Consider the following 20310-nt stretch of genomic DNA (forward strand, 5'->3'; position numbering starts at 1 on the left):
TTACTTTAATGGCTCAGTCAGTAAACCTACTTGTGTTAAACCTGCATCTTGAAGGGCAGACATGAGTTTCATGACTTCACCATAAGGACGAGATTCACTGCCGTTAATCAGGACACTCATTTGCTTTTTCTGTTCGTTGGCTTCATTTTGCGAGGCCGTTAAAACAGATTTTAGTTCATCGAGTGTGAGTACATCATTTTGATGATTTTTATCTTCGAGTTTGATCGTCCCATCCGCCTCAAGTGTAACAATCGCAGGGCGATCTTCCGCTTGCATAGGCGTGCCATTTGCCTGTGGTAAATCGACTTTGACACCTGTGGTAATCATGGGTGCCGTGACCATGAAAATCACCAAAAGAACTAACATGACATCAATATAAGGCACGACGTTCATGTCACTTTTTAATGGTTTTTTGATGCGCTCAAAGCGTCCAGAACGTTGAATAGCCATTAGTCATTGTCCTGAGTTGAACCTACAGACTGACGTTGTAATAACGCAACCATTTCTTCGGCAAAAAGTGCACGATCATTATAAACGGCTTCACCTTTGGCTGTGAAATGGTTAAATGCAAGTACAGCAGGAATTGCCGCAAAAAGACCAATGGCCGTTGCAATCAATGCCTCTGCAATACCAGGAGCAACCGTAGCAAGGGTGACTTGGTCAACATCTGCTAAACCAATAAAGGCGTTCATAATGCCCCAAACAGTACCGAATAAACCGACATAGGGTGCAACCGAGCCAATACTCGCAAGCGCGCCTAAACCATTTTCTAAATGTCCTTGGTCACGGCTTAAACCCACACGAAGAATACGTTCTGTACCTTCAATGGATTGTTCTGCGCTGGCATTACGTTTTTTAAGTTTGAAAAATTCGCCTAAACCTTGATAGAAGACATCTTCAAGGCCAACACGTTTCGAGTTGAGCTGAGCATTGTTGTATAAAGTGTTGAGTTCGGCGCCAGACCAAAAGATTTTTTGGAAATGTTCATCATCGGCCTGCGCTTTTTTATAACTCATGTGTAACTTGGCAATCAGATACCAACTGAATAACGAAGCTAAGAGCAGCAGGAGCATTACCAGTTGTACGACAGGACTTGCTTGTAAGATGAGGTCTGAAACTTTGAGTGTTGATTCTAGTTGAGTTGCCATAGTTACTACATGTGCCAAATAATTTTTTTAATCTTGTTCCAATTCTTTCAGAATCAGTTCACGTATTTCATCAGGAAGGCGACGGGGTTTCATCTCTGCACTGATACATGCCAATTCTACCTCACCTGATGCCAGCATAATATCACCACGATAAATATTTTGTTGCAACACAAATGACGTAGCCTTACACGAAACTACACTTGCTGTAACAGTAATCAGGTCATCCATTAATATAGGACGTGAATATTTCACATTAATTTTATGAACGACAAAGTTGTAATCTTTTTGATGCCAATAATGGTCTACACCTGAAGCGCGCAGCCATTCTGTGCGGGTACGTTCCATAAAGCGAATATGATTTGCGTGGTAAACAATGCCACCTGCATCTGTATCTTCAATATATACACGAATGTTGAATTCGAATTTATTCGCCATGAGAGTGTTCCGTCTTTATAAAATCTGAAAAATATTGGTCTGCACTTCAGCAAAGAATTAGAGCATTTAAAAATGGCGATAATTCAATGATTCGTCAAGTGCTTCAATGACGGGCAGTTTAGCACCGTGAGTCATCAGTCCAATGGCACAAGGTTTCAACTCACGTAAATCTTTAACTTTCGTAGTTGTCATTATTGGTTAAAAAAGAGACTACTTTTAATTTGTTTGTTCATCTAATTTAAATTTTGCATCGACAAAATCCTGTAGATGAGCTGCTAAATATCCCGCAATATGAAAGTGAGTTTCTTCCATTTTCTTTTTCTGTTGCTTTGGGAGTAATGCCTTTAAAGATTCATACATATACGTTAAGCAGCAAAAGCCAAGGCCAATAACTAACATAAGTAAAAGTTTATTAGCTAGATCTATCCAGAAAAACACATAAACGAGTATGACTAAAGCAAAGAATGAGAGGCTGAAATAAAATGTATTAATTTTTGCTGGCTTAAAGTTTTCCTTGACCAAAACTTGTACGTCGTCGTGATAGTACGTCCCAATAAAAATGAGGGCAGAAGTATAGTTGAAGCTCAGGTTTTTTATACGATATGCAGAAGGCGATTGTTTAATAGTTAAGATATTATCTTCACTTACTTCTATAGTTTCTTTGCTAAGAATGTTTTCACATTCGACAGTGATAAAATAATTGTATTCGGTGTGGAATAAGCTTTCAAAATCACTCATTTGTTTAGGGCTAAATGAACTGATGGGTTGTTCTCTGGGAATGTTTTCAATGGCACTGTCTAATGGAAGGTTTTGAATGTATTCGCTATTAATTTTGTTAATTATTCTATTCTCAAGATTTATCATTTTAGCTTGCTGTTTGTAGTGGATTGAATTTATTTAAAAATTTAAATAAACATTCAGGGAGCATTTAACTCCCTGAAGTTGTTTGGTGAATAATCAGCTATTTATCTTTAGGTTCGGGAGGCGTCATCCCAAACTGTAAATAAGCCATATTGGTGGCAATACGTCCACGTGCAGTACGCATGACATAACCTTGTTGAATTAAATACGGTTCAATCACATCTTCTAATGTGCCTGAATCTTCAGCCATAGCTGCAGCCAAAGCTTCAACACCTGCAGGGCCGCCGTCAAAACGTTCCAATAACATTGAAAGATAACGACGATCTAAAGTGTCTAAACCATCTTTATCGACATTCAACATATCTAAAGCACGTTGCGCCATTTCTTGGGTCACTTCGCCTGTACCTTTGACTTGGGCATAATCTCGAACACGGCGTAATAAACGGTTGGCAATACGTGGCGTACCACGTGCACGACGTGCAACTTCCAGTGCGCCATCTTCAGTAATCGGTACATCCATTAAGTTGGCTGAACGAGTCACAATATGCGTTAAGTCTTTGACAGAATAAAACTCTAAACGTTGTACGATACCGAAACGGTCACGTAAAGGAGAGGTCAGTAGTCCCGCACGTGTGGTTGCTGCAACTAATGTAAATGCAGGTAAGTCGAGCTTGATAGAACGGGCAGCAGGGCCTTCACCAATCATGATATCCAACTGATAGTCTTCCATGGCTGGATATAAAATTTCTTCAATCACTGGTGAAAGACGATGAATTTCGTCAATAAACAGTACGTCACCTTCTTCAAGGTTAGTCAGCATGGCTGCCAAGTCGCCGGCACGCTCAAGGACGGGGCCTGATGTTGATTTTAAGTTGCCACCCATTTCACGGGCAATAATATTGGCCAGTGTGGTTTTACCTAAACCCGGAGGGCCAAAAATTAAGGTGTGATCGAGTGCTTCTTCACGGCCACGCGCAGCACCGATAAAGATTTCCATTTGTTCACGGACGACAGGCTGCCCGATGTAGTCATCAAGGGATGTTGGGCGAATGGCACGGTCGAAGTGGTCTTCGGGTTTTTCTGAACCACTGATAAGACGGTCTTGCATATAATTAAATCAATCTCTGGCTGAACTTTCGAGGCACAGCCTCAAGTTGTGATTTGTGTTTAAGTGCCATTGTGTAGGCATTGCTTTACTTTTGAAAGATCAAAAGTAACAAAAATCTTGTGTTGGATTGAGGATATATCCTTATATCCCAATCCAACATGGCGACATCCATGTCGCCTTCGTGTATCCAATTTAGGTGTATTGGTATGTCTATTTGAATTATTTATTCATCGACTTAAGTGCTGCACGGATAATGTCGCTGGCTTCAGTAAAGTCACCTTTGGCAGCATTCACTAATTTTTGTGCTTCAATTGGTTTGTAGCCCAGTGATTGCAATGCAGCTTCAGCTTCAGCAACGGCAGAATTACCAGTAAATTGGATTTGCTCCGAAGTTGAATTGCTTGGTACTGTGCCAGATGACATCGCTTTAAAACGGTCACGAAGTTCAATCATCAAGCGTTCTGCGGTTTTTTTACCTACACCCGGAACTTTGACTAAAGTGTTTACATCTTCATGTTCAACCGTGTGAATCAGCATTTCAACGCTTAAGGTCGACAAAATGCCCAGTGCCATTTTTGGGCCAACGCCGTTAACTTTTAATAATGTGCGGAAGATCAGTTTTTCTTGCGCATTGCTAAATCCATACAGCAGTTGTGCATCTTCACGAACAGCCAAATGTGTCCACAGGGTGATTTTTTGACCTTTCTGTAGTTGGCAAAATGTTGAAAGTGGGGTGTCAATTTCATAGCCCACACCATTTACATTGAGTAATACTGTTGGTGCTTCCAATGCCAGCACTTCGCCAATTAAACATCCGATCATGTCATTTATTCACTTTATTTCAGTTTAGTCTGAGCTATTTGCTCAATTTCAATTTGTTGTGAGATTAGCGTGAAGGCCAGCGAATTACTAGCCTTCACATTTTTTCAGCTTTAAAAGAAACCAACTTTATTACCTTGAAGTTCTTGTGCAAGGTTATAAGCCTGATGATCTGAAAACTTAGAGATGATATCGAGTACTTGCATAATATTGTCATAATGCGACATACCAAAATGTGCTCCTGAACGATGTAAGATAGACATCAATCGTTGCTCTTTAAAGCTCAAAGTTTTATTGGGCGTGGTTAGTGGAATAAAGGCATCCAAAATATTTTGCAAACTTTGGTGCGCAATAATTTCCAAACCTGCTTTATGTGGATGTTCAAAGATTTTATCACGAGCCAGTTCTTTGGCACGGTTAATCCCGATTTCAATATCTTCACTGCAATATTGCAATAAACTGCCTTTAAGTTGGCCAGACAAAATTTCATTATGATGACGTGCAAAAGCTGTCGTTACTTCTTCAACCAAACGCTTCATCACACGGCCACGCAAAGCGGCAATTTTCTGCTGCCATGTGGTATCCGTCATTGCAAGTTCGGCAGGAATACCATAATCACCAATCAGGTCAAGGAAAATTGGCTCAACTTCGTTATAACTCAACATATTGAGAATAATGCCATCTTCCAAATCAATCAGGGCATAGCACATATCATCCGCTGCTTCTAATAAATAAGTCAGAGGATGACGGCAATAATGATATTCACCGAGTTGAATTAAACCCAGTTGTTCTGCAATTTGCTGCAAGATGTCTTTTTCGGCTTGGTAACAGCCAAACTTGGCACGCTGACTGGCAGGCGTATTTCCTTGTGATGCAATGGTTTTGGATAGCCATGGGTACTTTAAGTAAGCCCCTAAGGTTGCGTAAGTTAGGCGCATACCACCATCATTCGGGTGATAGTCAATTTTAGTCAGTAAACGTAAGCCTTGTGCATTACCTTCGAACTGTCTCACATCGGCTTCTTCTTCAGGGCTTAAGTCCTGTAAAAAGTTGGTATGCGATGCGTCATCAAACCATTCTCGAATGGCATATTCGCCTGCATGGCCAAAAGGTGGATTACCAATATCGTGTGCCAAGCACGCAGCTTGAATAATTGCACCGACATCGGCAGGTGAAATCCACATCGGGAGTTCATCTTTAATTTTTTCAGCCGCCAGCATCCCCAATGAACGTCCAATACAAGACACTTCTAAAGAGTGAGTCAGGCGAGTATGAATACCATCGTGTTGGGTGAGGGGATGGACTTGGGTCTTGCGGTTTAATTGTCGAAAGCTTTGCGAAAAAATAATGCGGTCGTAGTCTTTGTGGAAGGGGCTACGTGCCTGTTCAGAACTGTGTTTATTGCTACCAATACGAACTGTAGAAAGAAGTTCAAGCCAACGCATTTGAGTCATTTATCATTATTCAATTATTACTTGAATTGAATAATGCCAAACTTAGCAGAAAAGCACTAGTGTGGGACGACACAACTTGTCTTAAAAGATGTATGAGTGATTTGCCTTAATGAAATGCAAAACAAAACAGAAATTTAAAAATGGGCTGTTAGTATAGATGGGCAAATTTTACCTTTTATCCCATTTTTTAATTTTTAATGAGAATAATTTAAATGTATAGAAAACAATTTCTTCCTACGTTGACTGCACTAAGTTTGGGCGTGACATTTTTTTTGTCAGGTTGTACAAGTTTCAACACAGAAAAAAATATAACGAAAGTGCAGCCAAACCAAAATGTTGCTGCATCAGAAAATAGCATGATGCATCATTTACAAACATTTGAAGAAATTGCAGAACAAAATGGTGGCAATCGTGCAGTAGGTACAGCAGGTGGATTGGCTTCTGCACAATATATTCTTGAACAAGCCAAGAAAGCAGGCTTGCACGCGCAAATGTTGCCATTTGAAAATCGAGAAAAGACCGTTGGGCAAAATATTGTGATTGAGATTGAAGGACAATCCAAAGATACCGCTGTGATAGTCGGCGCACACTATGATTCGGTGAAAATGGGGCCTGGGATTAATGATAATGCTTCAGGCGTTGCAGTATTGTTAGCATTATTACAAGACTATGCGAAGCAAAAGGTAAAACCTAAACACACACTATATCTTGCCTTTTGGGATTCGGAAGAGGTTGGTATTGCAGGTTCACAAGCTTTTGTGAAATCACTCAGTGAGAAACAGCTTCAAGGCATTCAAGCCTATATCAATGTTGATATGGTGGGAACAAAGAATCCGAATATCATGATTGCCGATGGTGACCATTCATCAATTGGAGAAATGGCGGCACAGTTTAAAGCCAATGGACTTGCACAAAGTGATTATCAGCCAATCTTAGACAGCATGAGTCAATTACCTAAGCACCCGCAGGATGCTGCATTAGAACAAAGTATGCGTCAATATTTTAAAACCAATAATATGCAGATTAAAGATGATGTAACGACTTTAACAGCAAGCGATACTTTGCCATTTTTAGGGAAAGTTCCCGTTACTTCACTAATTTTATTTAATGAGCAAATGAAAGGTGATGAACTCGAATTTGCACCGTGCTACCACAAGGCTTGCGATACGATTGATGGTGTAGATGTAAACTCACTGAACTTAGCCCTTAATGTAATTCAACATCTATTGTCAGATTTGAATAAATAAAATGTTTCAATTTCAAATGTGAATTGATTTTAGTCTTTTATGAATTTCAGGTTTAAATCTCACACATTTAGACCTGAAATTCATTTTCAAATATGGTTTGAACGCTTGATTAAAAAGTGATTTTTTGTTGAAAAATAAAAATTTTTATAGTTTGAATATTATTCTTAGGGTGAAATGAAAAAATCAGATAATTTTGTGTTAATCTGTGCGACTAAATTCAATTTTATTATTTAAAAATAAAAGCATTATTGCCTAAAGTTGCCGATATAAGCACTACAATTTCACTTTCACATCTAGCTGATTTAACTAATACACAGTAGAATATGCGCTCTCTCAAGTCACATTGTGGCATGGTCTTTTCGATCATCCCGTGGAGCCAAAATCAGCATGTTTATCGTTGCCGGTGCACCTGCACATTCTTCATTTAAGAAAACTCAACTATTATCACGTTTAACGTCAATTAGTTCTGTTCAATCAATTGAAAGTCAATGGGTTTACCTTTTTGACCAAGCGCTCAACGAGCAACAACAGCAATCCGCTTTACAGCTTCTCAACGATGGTCAATCTTTTGAATTGCACCAAGCAGCAAGTGACGAAGTCCAAATTTTAGTGACGCCACGTGTTGGAACCATCTCTCCGTGGTCGTCTAAGGCAACAGACATTTTTGCCAACTGTAATACACCGGTTCATCGCCTTGAACGCGGTGTTTTGTTTACTTTGAAGGGCGTAAATGCTGTTTCTGATGAAGTAAAACTAGCATTACATGATCGCATGACCGAAAGTGTTTTCAATGCTATTGAAGATGCTGCGGCACTTTTCTCTGAAACTGAACCAAAGCCTTTAAACTCAATTGATATTTTGGGTCAAGGTAAAGAAGCGTTGGTGAAAGCTAACTCTGAATTTGGTTTTGCGCTTTCTGATGAAGAAATCGATTATTTAACCGATGCTTTCACAAAAATGGGTCGCAACCCGCATGACATCGAATTGATGATGTTTGCTCAAGCGAACTCAGAGCATTGCCGTCATAAAATTTTCGGTTCTGAATGGACAATTGATGGTGAAGTTCAACCATTATCATTGTTCCAAATGATTAAAAACACCTATAAAGAATCACCTACAGATGTATTGTCGGCATATAAAGATAACGCTTCTGTAATTGTGGGTTTTGACACACAACGCTTCTATCCAAAGCAAGATGCTGAAACAGGTCACCATGTTTATAAGTATAAGAGCCAAGCTGCACACATCTTAATGAAGGTGGAAACGCATAACCATCCGACAGCAATTGCGCCATTTGCGGGTGCTGCGACAGGTTCAGGCGGTGAAATCCGTGATGAAGGCGCAACAGGCCGTGGCGGTAAGCCAAAAGCAGGTTTAACAGGTTTCACTGTTTCTAACTTGAACATTCCGGGCTTTGAACAGCCTTGGGAAGAAAACTACGGCAAGCCGTCTCGTATGGCATCTCCGCTTCAAATCATGATTGAAGGCCCATTGGGTGGCGCGGCGTTTAACAACGAATTCGGCCGTCCTGCATTAAATGGTTACTTCCGTACATTTGAGCAAAATGTAAATGGCGATGTAAAAGGCTTCCATAAGCCAATTATGATTGCCGGTGGTTACGGTAACATCCGTCCTGACCATGTAGAAAAAGATGCGATTCAACCTGGCGATTTACTGATCGTTCTTGGTGGTCCTGCAATGCTTATTGGTTTAGGCGGTGGCGCAGCATCTTCTGTGGACAGCGGTAAGTTGGGTGAAAACCTAGACTTCGCTTCTGTACAGCGTGAAAACCCAGAAATGGAACGCCGTTGCCAAGAAGTCATCGATGCGTGCTGGCGCATGGAAGATCATAACCCAATCGTGTCTGTACATGACGTAGGCGCGGGCGGTATCTCAAATGCAATGCCTGAACTTGTGAACGATCACGAGTTGGGTGCGGTACTTGATCTGCGTAAAATTCCATCATTGGAAAAAGGCATGTCTCCAATGGAGATCTGGTCGAACGAAGCACAAGAGCGTTATGTATTGGCAATCCGTCCAAGCTCATTAGAACTATTTGAATCACTATGTGCACGTGAGCGTTGTCCGTTTGCGGTATTGGGTGAAGCGACTGAAGCGCGCCATTTAACCGTTGAAGATCCATTGTTTGAAAACAAAGCTGTGGATATGCCAATGCAAGTGATGCTTGGCGGTACACCACGCATGAGCCGTTCATACGAAACCATTGAACGTAAAGGCGATGACTTCACTGCTGAAACAGTAACAGATTTGAAAGATGCGATTTACCGCGTTCTTAAGAATCCAACTGTTGCATCTAAATCGTTCCTCATCACCATTGGCGACCGTTCGATTACAGGTATGGTTGCACGTGACCAAATGGTGGGTCCATGGCAAGTGCCAGTGGCTGATGCTGCTGTAACAACCACAAGCCTTGTAGGCTACACAGGTGAAGCGATGGCAATGGGTGAACGTCCACCAGTTGCATTGTTAAATCCTGCTGCATCTGTACGTTTATCTGTAGCAGAATCAATTTCAAACATCATGTCTGCAAAAATCGACCAGATCAGTGACATTAAATTGTCTGCAAACTGGATGGCTGCTGCAGGTCAACAAGGTGAAGACCAAGCGCTATTCGAAGGCGTAAAAGCCATCGGTATGGAAATGTGTCCTGCACTAGGTATTGCAATTCCAGTAGGTAAAGACTCATTGTCGATGCGTACAACGTGGAATGACGAAGGCATCGATAAATCTGTAACTTCTCCAATGTCAGGCGTGATCACTGCATTTGCACCTGTGACTGATGTTCGCAAAACATTGACACCTGAATTGAAAAATATCGAGTCTGTACTGGTACGTATTGATTTGTCTAAAGGTCAATTCCGTCTTGGCGGTTCGATCTTAGCTCAGGTTTATAAAGCAATTGGTTCTGTAACACCTGACGTAGACAGCTTCGATGACTTCAAAGTATTCTTTGCATTGGTTCAAGACTGGAACAACCGTGGTCTAATCAAGGCTTACCATGACATCGGTGATGGCGGTCTGCTGGCAACTGTTGCAGAAATGATGTTTGCTTCACGCCTAGGTGTAGCACTTGAAGATCAATCTACTGCAAGCTTGTTTGCAGAAGAAATTGGTGCAGTGCTTCAAATCAGCAAAGCGGATTGGGCTGCCTTAGAAGCTGAAGTTGCAGCGTCTAGCCTTAAAGATGCAATTGCAGTTGTAGGTACTGTAAACGATACAGATACTTTAACTGTAAATAGTTTGAGCTTAGACCGTGCTGAATTACAGCAAGCATGGACAGAAGTGTCACATCAAATCCAACGTTTACGTGACAACGTAGAAACTGCGGATCAAGAATATGCGCTGATTGCTGACAAAACACATACAGGTTTAATTGCAAAACCAACATTTGATTTGAACGAGCCAATCGAAGCACCGTACATCAATGAGCGCCGTCCAAACATGGTGATTCTGCGTGAACAGGGTGTAAACGGTCATGTAGAAATGGCAGCTGCATTCGATAAAGTCGGCTTCAACACTGTAGACGTACACATGAGCGACTTGCTTGCTGGCCGTATCAGTCTTGATGACTTTGAAGGTTTAGTCGCATGTGGCGGTTTCTCTTACGGTGACGTATTGGGCGCAGGTGGTGGTTGGGCTAAATCGGTATTGTTCAATCCAAAACTTCGTGACCAATTTGAGAAATTCTTCAACCGTAATGAAACATTCTCTCTAGGTATCTGTAACGGCTGTCAAATGCTGTCTCAGCTTGCACCATTAATTCCAGGTGCAGAAGCTTGGCCTCGTTTCCACCGCAATACTTCTGAGATGTTTGAAGCACGTGCTGTCAACGTACGTGTTGAAAAATCAAACTCTGTATTGTTAGAAGGTATGGAAGGTTCAATTCTTCCTATCGCCGTGGCACATGGTGAAGGTCGTGTGGTTGCTAGCGCAGAAAACATTGCAGCATTGAATGCTGGTGACCAAGTGATCTTACGTTATGTAGATAGCCAAGGCAACCCAACGCAGCATTACCCAATGAACCCGAATGGTTCGCCAGAAGCGATTTCAGGTGTAACGTCTAAAGACGGCCGTGCAACGATTATGATGCCGCACCCTGAACGTAACTTCCGTGCGATTCAGCATTCTTGGAAACCAGAAGATTGGGATCAAGACGGTGCTTGGTTACGTATGTTCCGTAATGCACGTAAATTTATTGGTTAATCTTAGATAGATGAATCATAGAAAAGAGCCGCCTTCGGGTGGCTTTTTTATGGTTAAAATTTACCAAAAGATATATTAATTATTGTGAATGCTTATTTTTACACATATAATCGCTTTCGATTTTTAACCACCTGCGGGTGGTTTTTTGTTGGTTTTAAATTTTTATTTCTCCCACTGAACTTGGTTTAGATTTTGCTTTTATATTTGTGGAAACATGCTAGTGTGTAATTTATGCACAATAACTATGCAAGATTAAAGACTAGCAAGATAAAAGAAAGATGGATAAGTAAACGAGTTCAGTATCAACACTCATGATGAGGTGATGACATGATTAAAATAGTAGAATATTCGGCAGTGGATAAGTCTGCGCTGCGTAAAAAGGGTTGGAAGCTTTTTGGTGCAGTGGTGTGTTTGCAGTTGGTGTTTTTATTTTTGGGTTATGCGTTGTAGATGTAATATTTGAACAATTGAAACCGCCGTGAGGCGGTTTTTTATGTAAACTAATGCATAATTAAAAAACTGCAAAAATTAATAATGAGCTTTAAACAATTTGTATTATTAAAAGATATAAAAATATTTTTACTTTTAGGCTTTATGTTTCCGTCAACATTGTTAAGTGGGTGCTTTCCTATTTTAAAAACGAAGCATCCGAAAATTAATATAACTGTTATCAATGATCAAAATGAAAAGTTGGACGATGCAGAAGTATTTTTAAATCTTACAACATGGCAAGGCAAGTCTTTTACTGAATCTACATTAAAAAAAACACAGGACGGAATTGCTACATTTTCTGCAGAGAAAAGTTTGCAATTTATTCATATATTTCCAGCAAAATATAGTTGGTCGATTTGCGTTTATAAAAATGGATATAGTCAAAATAGTTTTGTGCCAAAAAGTTCAAATAATCGAACACAAAATTTAGTATTGTTGTTAGATAAAGCTGAAATAGGTGTAGAAAAAAAACAACATTGTTGGAAAGAAAAATCCTAAAATATTGAATTAATAAAACCACCCGAAGGTGGTTTTTTTGATTAAACAGCCAATTGAATCTGTTTTAACACCGCCTTCAACGTATTTTCAAAATCAAAAGCAGTATTGGTACTGTCTTGGTATCGCCAAGCCACATAACCATCTGGACGAACTAAGACAGTGCCTGATTCATGAATTTCAGATTTAGCATTCCACGTACCGTACACATCACGGTATTCACGGGAACCAATTTGAATCACATCTAAATAAGGTAGATTCAACGATTCAGCAGCAGATTTCCAACCTTTTCCTGAAAGACCTGTCAGTAGGGTGAAACGACCATGCCCTGTAATATCTAAAGTTGATTGCTTATCGCCTTTGGCATCAATAATCCAAGTATGTGGAACTTTAGCCCCTGGACGCGTGGTTGCTTGCAAGTAAAGCTGTTGATCTTTGGCAAAGATCTCAGGCTCAGATTCAACCATCACTGCATTGGACGTATAACGTTGATTTAGCTCTACACCTTGCGCGTTAAACTCAAAGTTTTTAATTTCTAAGGCTTGATAAAGCTTTTGACGTATTTCTGCAGCTTGTTCATCTTCTGCAAAAATACGTTGCATCATTTGAGCTTGAGTTGTGATGCCTTGGTCAAAACCAAATACCTCTTTGAGATGCTTATAGTCAAAGCGAGATTGATTGGCACGCGCCACGATTTGCTTGCCAACAGGCGCACGCTCTAATGTATAAGAATCAAGTAGAGTAGGAGCAGCCCAACCTTTAATGGCATATGCCAATTTCCAACCGAGGTTAAAAGCATCTTGCATACAGGTATTTGAACCTAAGCCACTTGATGGTGGATGACGATGTACCGCATCACCGCCGCAGAATACACGACCTTTCGAGTATTCAGTTGCCCATGTTTGGTTCACATACCAATAAGACAGTTTTTGAATCTCGACATTTTCAACTTCAGCACCGACAAAGGCATTTAGACGCGCACGAACTTGTTCTTCGGTGACTTGTGGTTCGCCCTTGGAAATATCAAAGCCCCAACCCATAATCCATTCATTCCAAGGTGTAATGGCACGGAGTAAGCCCATGCCCAGATCACCAAAGCTCGCTTCTGGGTTAACAATCCATTGCAAAATAGCAGGGCGGTTTTTCACATATTGTGAAAGATCAGCTTTAAAGGTTACATAGACTGTACCTGCACGAGCCATGATCCCTTCCAGGGGCAAATCAAGCTCTTCAAGCACTTTAGAACGCGCACCATCCATGCCAATTAAATATTTGGCACGTAAGCTAAATTCAGTTTGGGTAATGCGATTAAGGAATGTTGCTGTTACGCCATGTTCATCTTGGATATGCGATAAATATTCAGTATTAAAATTATAAATTGCACCACGTTCAGCCGCATTTTTTACTAACAAAGCTTCCATTTTCGGCTGAATGAGATCGACCAATGGACAAGGACTGCCTTTAATATAATCGCCATGACGTTCATCACCGGTTCCCCAAGCACTCATGCGGGCAATTTCTTCACCGACAAGGCTCGTGGTAATGAGGCTTTCACCCATCTGTTCCCAAGGTGTGGCAATGTCGAGAACTTGTTCTTCGATACCTAAGTCACGTAACACTTCCATCGCACGTTGGTTGGTAATATGGGCACGAGGACTATTGGCTAACCAATTAAATTGGGTAAAAAGCTGAACCTGAATGCCGTAATTTGCCAAGGCCAAACCTAAAGTAGAACCTGCAGGCCCTGTGCCAATAATCAAAACATCGGTATCGTATTGCTGTGTCATACAAAACTCCATGTGTATGTGAAGCGCAAACTTGGAATAGTCCGTAGTCTAGGCAAATGATTTTCCGAGTAGAATGGATATTCATATAAACTATAGATCTATTGGTATTTTGACTGCATGACACAGGTGATGTAGTGAGTGTGTGGAGTGAAGCGAATGGAATTACGACATTTACGTTATTTTGTGACGGTGGCGAAAGAACAGAGTTTCACTAAGGCAGCGGAAAAACTATTTACAGCACAACCATCGCTCAGTCAGCAAATTAAAGACTTAGAGCAAGAGGTTGGGGTGCAATTATTTGAACGTTCTGCCCGAAAAGTCTTGCTGACCGATGAGGGGCAGGCTTTTCTGAAATATGCAGAGCAAGCGCTTGAAAATGCCAAACAAGCTGTAGCTGCAGCTCGCCACGTGGCGCAAGCCAAAAATAATCAAATACATATTGGCTTTTTAAATGTCGCAGAATTGAAAATTATGCCGAGTATTTTGGCGCAATTAAAACAACATATCCCTGATTTGAAAATTCATTTACATAGCTTGACGTGTACAGAGCAGATTCAAAAACTAAAAAATACTGAATTGGATATTAGTTTTACGCGATATCACTTAAGTCATAACGACTTTACCAATATTCAGGTTTTAAGTGAGAAGATCTATCTAGTCGGTGCAGCGCATCTGCATCCATCAGATCGCATCTTAAAACTTCAAGAGTTAAAAAATCACACCATTATTATGTGTGAACAAAATGCTTCTCCTGTTTTTTACGATACCTTAAATGCCTTGATTCCTTTTGATCAGCATCAACATGATCATATGCTGTGGGTAACAAATGTCATGCAGCATTTAAATTTGATTAATATGGGCATGGGCCTGAGTTTTGTGCCCGAATATTTACTCAAATTTTTAAATGATTCGGTCAAAGTCATTCAAACAGATGTGGAATTACCGAAACTAGGTTTATATGCAACCTATCCGAATGCATCGAATAATGTTGCATTGAAAATGATTTACAGTGCTTTAAATAATGTAACTGCACAATAGCGGCTGGAATAACCAATGTTAAAACTGATTTATTATGTACCTGAGTCTCACCTAGAGTCGACTAAATTGGCCGTATTTGAAGCAGGAGCAGGCGGTATAGGCAACTATGAACACTGCGCGTGGCAAGTAATTGGAACAGGGCAGTTTAAACCTGTAAAAGGTGCAAATCCATTTATTGGTGAGTTGGAGCAGCTAGAGTCTATCCCTGAATGGCGAGTGGAAACCATCGTGCCTGAAGATAAAGCGAGTGAGGTCGCAAGGGCTTTAAAAGTAAGTCATCCTTATGAAGAGCCAGCATTTGAGTTTATTCAAATGGTGGATATTCAATTTTAATGATGCTTTTAAATTTTTAAGTTATAGAAAAAAGTAGATACACGAAGGGTGACATGGATGTCACCCGTTAGACAGAGATTCAAGGATGAATCTTCTGTCTAACAAGGGATTTTGGTTACTTTGATCCTTCAAAGTAACGTAATACCTACGCGTTATAAACTAAAGTCACGTAGCTAATTGAGGTTGTGAGTATTCAATTGAAAGCAAGTTAAACCTTCTGAATAAATAAATCACGGTCAAAACGATACTGCGGGAAGAACACACCATCTTTAGCACGTTCACCTGCACCAATCACCATCACTGGGTATTGGTGGGCATTTAATCCTAAAATCTTCTTCACCAAAGGTTCATCAAAACCTTCCATCATACAACTGTCAAAACCATAGGCGCGTAAAGCCAAAACTAAGTTTTCACAAGCCAATGCTGTAGTTTTGCTCGCCCAAAGTTTAGCATCTGCTTCATTAAATGCTGTTACAGGCAATTGTTTATCCAGTGTACGTGCAACTTTGAAAGCAACTTTCTTAAAGTTACCTAGGGCGTTGAAGTAACCAGTTTTATAGTTATAAGGAATAAACTTGTAATACTTCTGTACCGCTGCAGGTGCTTCAGGAAATGGAAATTCCGAAATATTCCGTTTTGCCATTTCATCTACACGGTCGGTACGCGCGACACAGACAATCAATTCAGCAGCAGTTTTTGCAGCTAGTTGCCCTAAGCAAGCTTTCACTAATTGTTTTTTCTTTGTAGGATTTTGAACGACGTAGAATGTCCACGGTTGTAAATTCGATGAATTGGGTGCAAGTAAGGCGAGGTCTAAGCATTCATCTAAAACATCGTTTGGGATGGCCTTGTCGGTAAACTTACGTACAGAACGACGGCTTTGTACAACTTTTTTAAAATTCTCGATATCGATGCCTTCAGGCGCAGGCTCGTAGTAGCGTTTCTTTTCAGGTTTAGTTTCAGTTTGTGATACTGCAGTCATGTGGAAACATCCAGTTTTTTAATTTAGAAAATAGATTGGGGCTGAGATGAAAAAAACCACCCAAATATGAGTGGTTTTTTAGTTCCATTAAAACATTAATTGAACTGAGAGAAGTCAGGTTTGCGTTTTTGCATAAAGGCGGCAACAGCTTCCATCATTTCTGGAGAGCCTACTCGATCCATGAAAATTTCAGCTTCATGGTCAATCCATGCCACGATTTCATCTACATTATGTTTCATTAATGCTTTTGATTGAACCAAAGATGCTAGTGGAAGTGCAGATAACTGTGCTGCTTTTTTCGCAGCTGTCGCATAAGCATCTTCTTCAATGCTATTGACCAAATTTGCTGAAAGCGCTGTCGCACTATCAAACTTCTGAGCAGTTAACAGTAATTCCGCCGCTTTATGGTAGCCGGCTTGTTGAACCAATAGCTTGCTCGATGCACCTTCAGGCGATAGACCAAGGCTCACAAACGGAATTTGGAATAGGGCAGTATTTTCGCTGTAGACAAGATCGCAATGAAGCAGAATCGTAACACCAATCCCAATGGCAACACCGCGAACCGCAGCAATCAGCGGCTTAGAAAATTGAGCAGCAGATTTTAACAAAATAAAAGGTGCGCCTTCTGAAGCTGGAGCTTGTCCTTTTTGAGCAGCAGATTTCATAAAATCTTGCATGTCATTGCCCGCACTGAAGTCTGCATCTTGACCACGGAGTACTACTACACGCACTGAAGTATCTTGATCAGCTTCATCTAATGCTTTTGCAATCCACAGATATAATTCTGTATACAGCGCGTTCTTCGCCTGAGGTCGGTTAATGGCTAAGGTCAGTACGCCATTGTCCAAATTCGCATTCAAATGTTCATGGGGTTGTTGAATACAGCTCAGTGTCATCGTACTATCCTTGCGTAAAAGTTTCGTTTTGATTTTATGCTCGACATTATGTCGCATATTTCAGCCTGTGGCACAACTGCTCAGTTCATAAAAAGTTTGATTTGATATGAAATATACATTTGATTATTTGGTTTTCATTGGGCGTTTTCAGCCGTTCCATTTAGCACATCTGCAAACCATTAAAATTGCCTTGCAACAAAGTCAATATGTGCTTCTGGCGCTTGGTTCGGCGCAAAATGAACGTAATATCAAAAATCCATTTTTGGCTGTAGAACGTGAGCAGATGATCTTGTCGAATTTTTCAGAGCAAGATCAGAAGCGAATCAAGTTTGTGCATGTGATTGATGTATATAACGATGAAAAATGGCAAAAGTTAGTCAAATCTTTGGTAGATGATGTAGTTGAAACGAATGCAAAAGTCGGTTTGATTGGACATTTTAAAGATGATTCTTCTTATTATTTAAAATTCTTCCCCGAGTGGGAAATGGTTGAGCTGGATAGTCTAGAAGGGGCGATTTCTGCGACACCAGTACGTGAAGCGTATTTTCGTGGTGAAATTGAACGAGATGCCTTTCCTCAAGGTACCATTGATTTTTTGCAAAAATTTCAACAGACAGACATTTATAAACAACTTCAACACAAATTTATGACTCAGGATAAAACAAATCTGCTATAAAAAAAAACGCTAAAATTTCTAGCACCACAATGGAGTAAAAAAATAAACATTGTAGTGCTTTTTGGCTGTGTTTTATTCAGGAGAAAAACATGAGTTTGCGTCAGGGAACGTTTGCAAAATATATGGGAGCTTTCGCTTTATCTTGCGTATTTCCCCTACATGCTGCTGAATGGACGCTAACGCCTAATAGTCAGGTCACTTTTGGTATTAAATCTGTGGGGCTGTCTATTGTAGAAGGCCGCTTTAATAAGGTTCAATCGAACCTAAAATTTGATCCTGAAATTCCGCATAAAGGTTCAGCGCATTTAGTGTTAGATGTGGATAGCATCAGTTTTAGTAACCCAAGCTTGAAAGGATTAATCTTGGGCAGTGAATATTTTGATGCCGCTGAATTTAAGCACGTGAAGTTTGTCAGTAAACAAATCGAACCCGTGGCTTATGCCAAGTATATGATTCGAGGGGATCTCACCATTCGTGGCATCACTAAGCCTGTGATCTTCGATACCACACTTGCCCCTAGTCCACAAAATCCAAAAGTGTTGGATGTTCAATCTTTAGCAACCATTAAACGTAGTGATTTTGGTATGCGTAAAGCACTCGGTGGTGTAGGGGAGCAAGTATTAATACAACTCAAAGGCCAATGGCGGATTGAATAACCCTATTTTGCTGGCTTCAACACATATGATCTTTGGCGTGTTGTAGCATAACAGCAGTTATTTTCTGTAATTGAATTGATTGTTGGTTCCAATGATGCCAATACAAGGCTAAATCAATACTGAGTTCTGTTGAAAGCTCTATCAATTTTCCCGCTGCTAATAAGTCTTTGCTTTGATAGTCGGGTAACCATCCATAGCCCAAGCCCATCGTAATGGCATCAAAAAATGCAGTTGAAGAGGGAATGAAATGATGCGGATATTGTGAAGGATTGAGCCCGAAATTCTTCTGAATCGATTGCGTATGTAGGTCATCTTTCTCATTAAAAATCAGTGCAGGCGCAGCCCTTAAGGCATTTCGCGTCACGCCTTGACCGAACCATCTTTGGATAAAATCAGGGGTTGCTACAAAGCGATAATGCATTTCACCCAGATATTCTGCAATGCAGCCCTTCATGGCTTCCGATTCTGTTGTGACACAGGCATTGACTAGTCCTGCTTCTAATAAATGATGTGTTTGTGACTGATCATCGACCTGAAAATGAATCACGATTTTTTCTTCAATTAAGAGATCTTTGAGTAGCGGAAGCAACCATGTCGCAAGTGAGTCAGCATTGGTTGCAATATTGACTTGATAGAAAGCATTCGCCGTTTGTCCTGTTAGATTTTGCAGAAAATTATGTTCTAATAATTTGCTGTGTTGTAGATAATGCAATAAAGATTGGCCTGCGAGTGTTGGGCGGCAGGGCCGTTCACGCACAATGAGTACATGACCTAATTTCTTTTCTAAGGTTTGCAGCCTGAGCGTGACCGCAGATGCCGTAATGTTTAAACGCAGTGCCGCTTGTTCAAAGCTTCCTGTTTCAGCTACTGCAAGAAAAGCTTCACTATGTTTGCTTTGTAACATGAGTCACCTATGAGCATTAGAAATTTTATAAACTAAGAAAAACTTAGTTATAATGATATTTATTTATAAATACTTATTTTTAACAATAAGCTTCGATAATAGCAACATTCATTTAATGCTTTGAAAGTGTAGTTAAAAAATGTTGCACAGTTATATGCAAGGGCTCGCAATTGGATTTAGCCTAATTATCGCGATTGGTGCGCAAAATGCGTTTATTCTCAAGCAGGGGTTAAAAAAGCAGTATGTCTTTTGGCTTTGTGCTATTTGCGCAGCTTCTGATTCGATACTCATCTTACTGGGAGTGCTCGGATTCTCCCAATTGGTTGAAAGTCATCCGGAAATTGTGAGTAGAGCGAAATATTTAGGCGCAACGTTTTTAACAGTTTATGGGGCACAGCATTTTCTGCAAGCCTTTAAAACTTCGAGCAGTTTAGCGCCCAGTGAGAAGAATGAAACCAAATTATTGAAACTGGTACTGATTTGCTTGGCTTTAACGTGGTTAAATCCACATGTGTATCTCGATACGGTTGTGCTGATTGGATCTATTTCCACGAAGTTTGAATCGACAGCCGTATATTTTGCGATTGGGGCAATTACAGCTTCATGGGTATTTTTCTTTGTCCTCGGATTTGGTGCGCGCTATTTATTACCGCTCTTCCAAAGTGCAAAGGCATGGAAGGTTTTAGACTTTATTATTGGCGTTGTATTGTGGGGAATTGCAATTTCATTATTGCTCTAGTTAGATGTCCTCATTA

General features: G+C 40.4%; 21 protein-coding genes. 9 read left to right on the forward strand and 12 right to left on the reverse strand.

What is annotated here, in order from left to right; genetic code table 11:
- From tolR to FTV50_RS02035, 8 genes are all read right to left on the reverse strand, one after another.
- Positions 1–450 (reverse strand): protein TolR, encoded by a 450-nt coding sequence (gene tolR / locus FTV50_RS02005; RefSeq protein WP_078190369.1) that lies wholly within the window; start codon positions 448–450, stop codon positions 1–3.
- Positions 450–1148, reverse strand: coding sequence for a protein TolQ (gene tolQ, locus FTV50_RS02010; RefSeq protein WP_078192037.1), 699 nt, complete (start codon positions 1146–1148; stop codon positions 450–452). The genes tolR and tolQ overlap by 1 nt, the downstream gene beginning before the upstream one ends.
- Positions 1149–1175: 27 nt before the next feature.
- Positions 1176–1583 (reverse strand): tol-pal system-associated acyl-CoA thioesterase, encoded by a 408-nt coding sequence (ybgC, locus tag FTV50_RS02015; RefSeq protein ID WP_078190367.1) that lies wholly within the window; start codon positions 1581–1583, stop codon positions 1176–1178.
- A 66-nt stretch (positions 1584–1649) separates the two neighbouring features.
- A complete protein-coding gene (locus tag FTV50_RS16630; RefSeq protein ID WP_257223222.1) occupies positions 1650–1775 on the reverse strand; it encodes a hypothetical protein in 126 nt (41 codons plus the stop codon).
- A 24-nt stretch (positions 1776–1799) separates the two neighbouring features.
- Positions 1800–2447 carry a hypothetical protein gene (locus FTV50_RS02020; RefSeq protein WP_111883948.1) on the reverse strand — a complete coding sequence of 216 codons (648 nt, stop codon included), beginning with the start codon at positions 2445–2447 and terminating at the stop codon, positions 1800–1802.
- Positions 2448–2544: 97 nt separating this feature from the next.
- Positions 2545–3552 carry a Holliday junction branch migration DNA helicase RuvB gene (ruvB, locus tag FTV50_RS02025; RefSeq protein ID WP_111883949.1) on the reverse strand — a complete coding sequence of 336 codons (1008 nt, stop codon included), beginning with the start codon at positions 3550–3552 and terminating at the stop codon, positions 2545–2547.
- A gap of 219 nt (positions 3553–3771) precedes the next feature.
- Positions 3772–4374, reverse strand: a complete 603-nt coding sequence (gene ruvA / locus FTV50_RS02030; protein ID WP_180023328.1) for a Holliday junction branch migration protein RuvA — start codon at positions 4372–4374, stop codon at positions 3772–3774.
- A 110-nt stretch (positions 4375–4484) separates the two neighbouring features.
- A complete protein-coding gene (locus FTV50_RS02035; RefSeq protein WP_180023329.1) occupies positions 4485–5825 on the reverse strand; it encodes a deoxyguanosinetriphosphate triphosphohydrolase in 1341 nt (446 codons plus the stop codon).
- Positions 5826–6037: 212 nt separating this feature from the next.
- Between FTV50_RS02035 and FTV50_RS02040 the strand changes: the two genes are divergently transcribed.
- The 4 genes from FTV50_RS02040 to FTV50_RS02050 all read left to right on the forward strand — a co-directional run bounded on the left by FTV50_RS02040 (position 6038) and on the right by FTV50_RS02050 (position 12286).
- Positions 6038–7072, forward strand: a complete 1035-nt coding sequence (locus FTV50_RS02040; RefSeq protein WP_078192033.1) for a M20/M25/M40 family metallo-hydrolase — start codon at positions 6038–6040, stop codon at positions 7070–7072.
- A gap of 387 nt (positions 7073–7459) precedes the next feature.
- The gene (gene purL / locus FTV50_RS02045; protein WP_180023330.1) at positions 7460–11296 is read left to right on the forward strand and encodes a phosphoribosylformylglycinamidine synthase; all 3837 of its coding nucleotides are present in this window, start codon (positions 7460–7462) and stop codon (positions 11294–11296) included.
- Between the two features lie 327 nt (positions 11297–11623).
- Positions 11624–11746 (forward strand): KGW motif small protein, encoded by a 123-nt coding sequence (locus FTV50_RS16635; protein ID WP_257223840.1) that lies wholly within the window; start codon positions 11624–11626, stop codon positions 11744–11746.
- Between the two features lie 84 nt (positions 11747–11830).
- Entirely contained in the window at positions 11831–12286 is a 456-nt protein-coding gene (locus FTV50_RS02050; RefSeq protein WP_180023331.1) for a hypothetical protein, read from the forward strand.
- A gap of 41 nt (positions 12287–12327) precedes the next feature.
- On the opposite strand, the gene FTV50_RS02055 is transcribed toward FTV50_RS02050, so the two are convergent.
- A complete protein-coding gene (locus tag FTV50_RS02055; RefSeq protein WP_180023332.1) occupies positions 12328–14070 on the reverse strand; it encodes an FAD-dependent monooxygenase in 1743 nt (580 codons plus the stop codon).
- A gap of 156 nt (positions 14071–14226) precedes the next feature.
- On the opposite strand from FTV50_RS02055, the gene FTV50_RS02060 reads away from it, so the two are divergent.
- Positions 14227–15108 (forward strand): LysR family transcriptional regulator, encoded by an 882-nt coding sequence (locus FTV50_RS02060; protein WP_180023333.1) that lies wholly within the window; start codon positions 14227–14229, stop codon positions 15106–15108.
- A gap of 15 nt (positions 15109–15123) precedes the next feature.
- The gene (locus FTV50_RS02065; protein WP_180023334.1) at positions 15124–15441 is read left to right on the forward strand and encodes an NGG1p interacting factor NIF3; all 318 of its coding nucleotides are present in this window, start codon (positions 15124–15126) and stop codon (positions 15439–15441) included.
- A gap of 208 nt (positions 15442–15649) precedes the next feature.
- Here the strand turns inward: FTV50_RS02065 and FTV50_RS02070 are convergent, their stop codons facing one another.
- Positions 15650–16423 (reverse strand): nitroreductase family protein, encoded by a 774-nt coding sequence (locus FTV50_RS02070; RefSeq protein ID WP_180023335.1) that lies wholly within the window; start codon positions 16421–16423, stop codon positions 15650–15652.
- A 95-nt stretch (positions 16424–16518) separates the two neighbouring features.
- Positions 16519–17319: an enoyl-CoA hydratase-related protein gene (locus tag FTV50_RS02075; RefSeq protein WP_180023336.1), complete on the reverse strand. Its 801-nt coding sequence runs from the start codon at positions 17317–17319 to the stop codon at positions 16519–16521.
- A 106-nt stretch (positions 17320–17425) separates the two neighbouring features.
- Here FTV50_RS02075 and FTV50_RS02080 point away from each other — a divergent pair, with 106 nt between their 5' ends.
- Positions 17426–17995 (forward strand): nicotinate-nicotinamide nucleotide adenylyltransferase, encoded by a 570-nt coding sequence (locus FTV50_RS02080; RefSeq protein WP_180023337.1) that lies wholly within the window; start codon positions 17426–17428, stop codon positions 17993–17995.
- 89 nt (positions 17996–18084) lie between these two features.
- Entirely contained in the window at positions 18085–18651 is a 567-nt protein-coding gene (locus FTV50_RS02085; RefSeq protein WP_180023338.1) for a YceI family protein, read from the forward strand.
- 16 nt (positions 18652–18667) lie between these two features.
- Here FTV50_RS02085 and FTV50_RS02090 read toward each other — a convergent pair whose 3' ends face one another.
- Complete coding sequence (locus FTV50_RS02090) at positions 18668–19555, reverse strand: LysR family transcriptional regulator ArgP (RefSeq protein WP_078192026.1); 888 nt, start codon at positions 19553–19555, stop codon at positions 18668–18670.
- Between the two features lie 139 nt (positions 19556–19694).
- Between FTV50_RS02090 and FTV50_RS02095 the strand changes: the two genes are divergently transcribed.
- A complete protein-coding gene (locus FTV50_RS02095; protein WP_180023339.1) occupies positions 19695–20294 on the forward strand; it encodes a LysE/ArgO family amino acid transporter in 600 nt (199 codons plus the stop codon).
- Positions 20295–20310: the final 16 nt, after the last annotated feature.

It is taken from the genome of Acinetobacter sp. YH1901134, from assembly GCF_013416965.1.
GTDB classification, from domain to species: Bacteria; Pseudomonadota; Gammaproteobacteria; order Pseudomonadales; family Moraxellaceae; genus Acinetobacter; species Acinetobacter amyesii.

What these genes read in the sequence shown, in the direction of transcription:
- tolR (WP_078190369.1), bottom strand. Translation starts at nt 450, where the DNA reads ATGGCTATTCAACGTTCTGGACGCTTTGAGCGCATCAAAAAACCATTA.
- tolQ (WP_078192037.1), bottom strand. Translation starts at nt 1,148, where the DNA reads ATGGCAACTCAACTAGAATCAACACTCAAAGTTTCAGACCTCATCTTA.
- ybgC (WP_078190367.1), bottom strand. Translation starts at nt 1,583, where the DNA reads ATGGCGAATAAATTCGAATTCAACATTCGTGTATATATTGAAGATACA.
- FTV50_RS16630 (WP_257223222.1), bottom strand. Translation starts at nt 1,775, where the DNA reads ATGACAACTACGAAAGTTAAAGATTTACGTGAGTTGAAACCTTGTGCC.
- FTV50_RS02020 (WP_111883948.1), bottom strand. Translation starts at nt 2,447, where the DNA reads ATGATAAATCTTGAGAATAGAATAATTAACAAAATTAATAGCGAATAC.
- ruvB (WP_111883949.1), bottom strand. Translation starts at nt 3,552, where the DNA reads ATGCAAGACCGTCTTATCAGTGGTTCAGAAAAACCCGAAGACCACTTC.
- ruvA (WP_180023328.1), bottom strand. Translation starts at nt 4,374, where the DNA reads ATGATCGGATGTTTAATTGGCGAAGTGCTGGCATTGGAAGCACCAACA.
- FTV50_RS02035 (WP_180023329.1), bottom strand. Translation starts at nt 5,825, where the DNA reads ATGACTCAAATGCGTTGGCTTGAACTTCTTTCTACAGTTCGTATTGGT.
- FTV50_RS02040 (WP_078192033.1), top strand. Translation starts at nt 6,038, where the DNA reads ATGTATAGAAAACAATTTCTTCCTACGTTGACTGCACTAAGTTTGGGC.
- purL (WP_180023330.1), top strand. Translation starts at nt 7,460, where the DNA reads ATGTTTATCGTTGCCGGTGCACCTGCACATTCTTCATTTAAGAAAACT.
- FTV50_RS16635 (WP_257223840.1), top strand. Translation starts at nt 11,624, where the DNA reads ATGATTAAAATAGTAGAATATTCGGCAGTGGATAAGTCTGCGCTGCGT.
- FTV50_RS02050 (WP_180023331.1), top strand. Translation starts at nt 11,831, where the DNA reads ATGAGCTTTAAACAATTTGTATTATTAAAAGATATAAAAATATTTTTA.
- FTV50_RS02055 (WP_180023332.1), bottom strand. Translation starts at nt 14,070, where the DNA reads ATGACACAGCAATACGATACCGATGTTTTGATTATTGGCACAGGGCCT.
- FTV50_RS02060 (WP_180023333.1), top strand. Translation starts at nt 14,227, where the DNA reads ATGGAATTACGACATTTACGTTATTTTGTGACGGTGGCGAAAGAACAG.
- FTV50_RS02065 (WP_180023334.1), top strand. Translation starts at nt 15,124, where the DNA reads ATGTTAAAACTGATTTATTATGTACCTGAGTCTCACCTAGAGTCGACT.
- FTV50_RS02070 (WP_180023335.1), bottom strand. Translation starts at nt 16,423, where the DNA reads ATGACTGCAGTATCACAAACTGAAACTAAACCTGAAAAGAAACGCTAC.
- FTV50_RS02075 (WP_180023336.1), bottom strand. Translation starts at nt 17,319, where the DNA reads ATGACACTGAGCTGTATTCAACAACCCCATGAACATTTGAATGCGAAT.
- FTV50_RS02080 (WP_180023337.1), top strand. Translation starts at nt 17,426, where the DNA reads ATGAAATATACATTTGATTATTTGGTTTTCATTGGGCGTTTTCAGCCG.
- FTV50_RS02085 (WP_180023338.1), top strand. Translation starts at nt 18,085, where the DNA reads ATGAGTTTGCGTCAGGGAACGTTTGCAAAATATATGGGAGCTTTCGCT.
- FTV50_RS02090 (WP_078192026.1), bottom strand. Translation starts at nt 19,555, where the DNA reads ATGTTACAAAGCAAACATAGTGAAGCTTTTCTTGCAGTAGCTGAAACA.
- FTV50_RS02095 (WP_180023339.1), top strand. Translation starts at nt 19,695, where the DNA reads ATGTTGCACAGTTATATGCAAGGGCTCGCAATTGGATTTAGCCTAATT.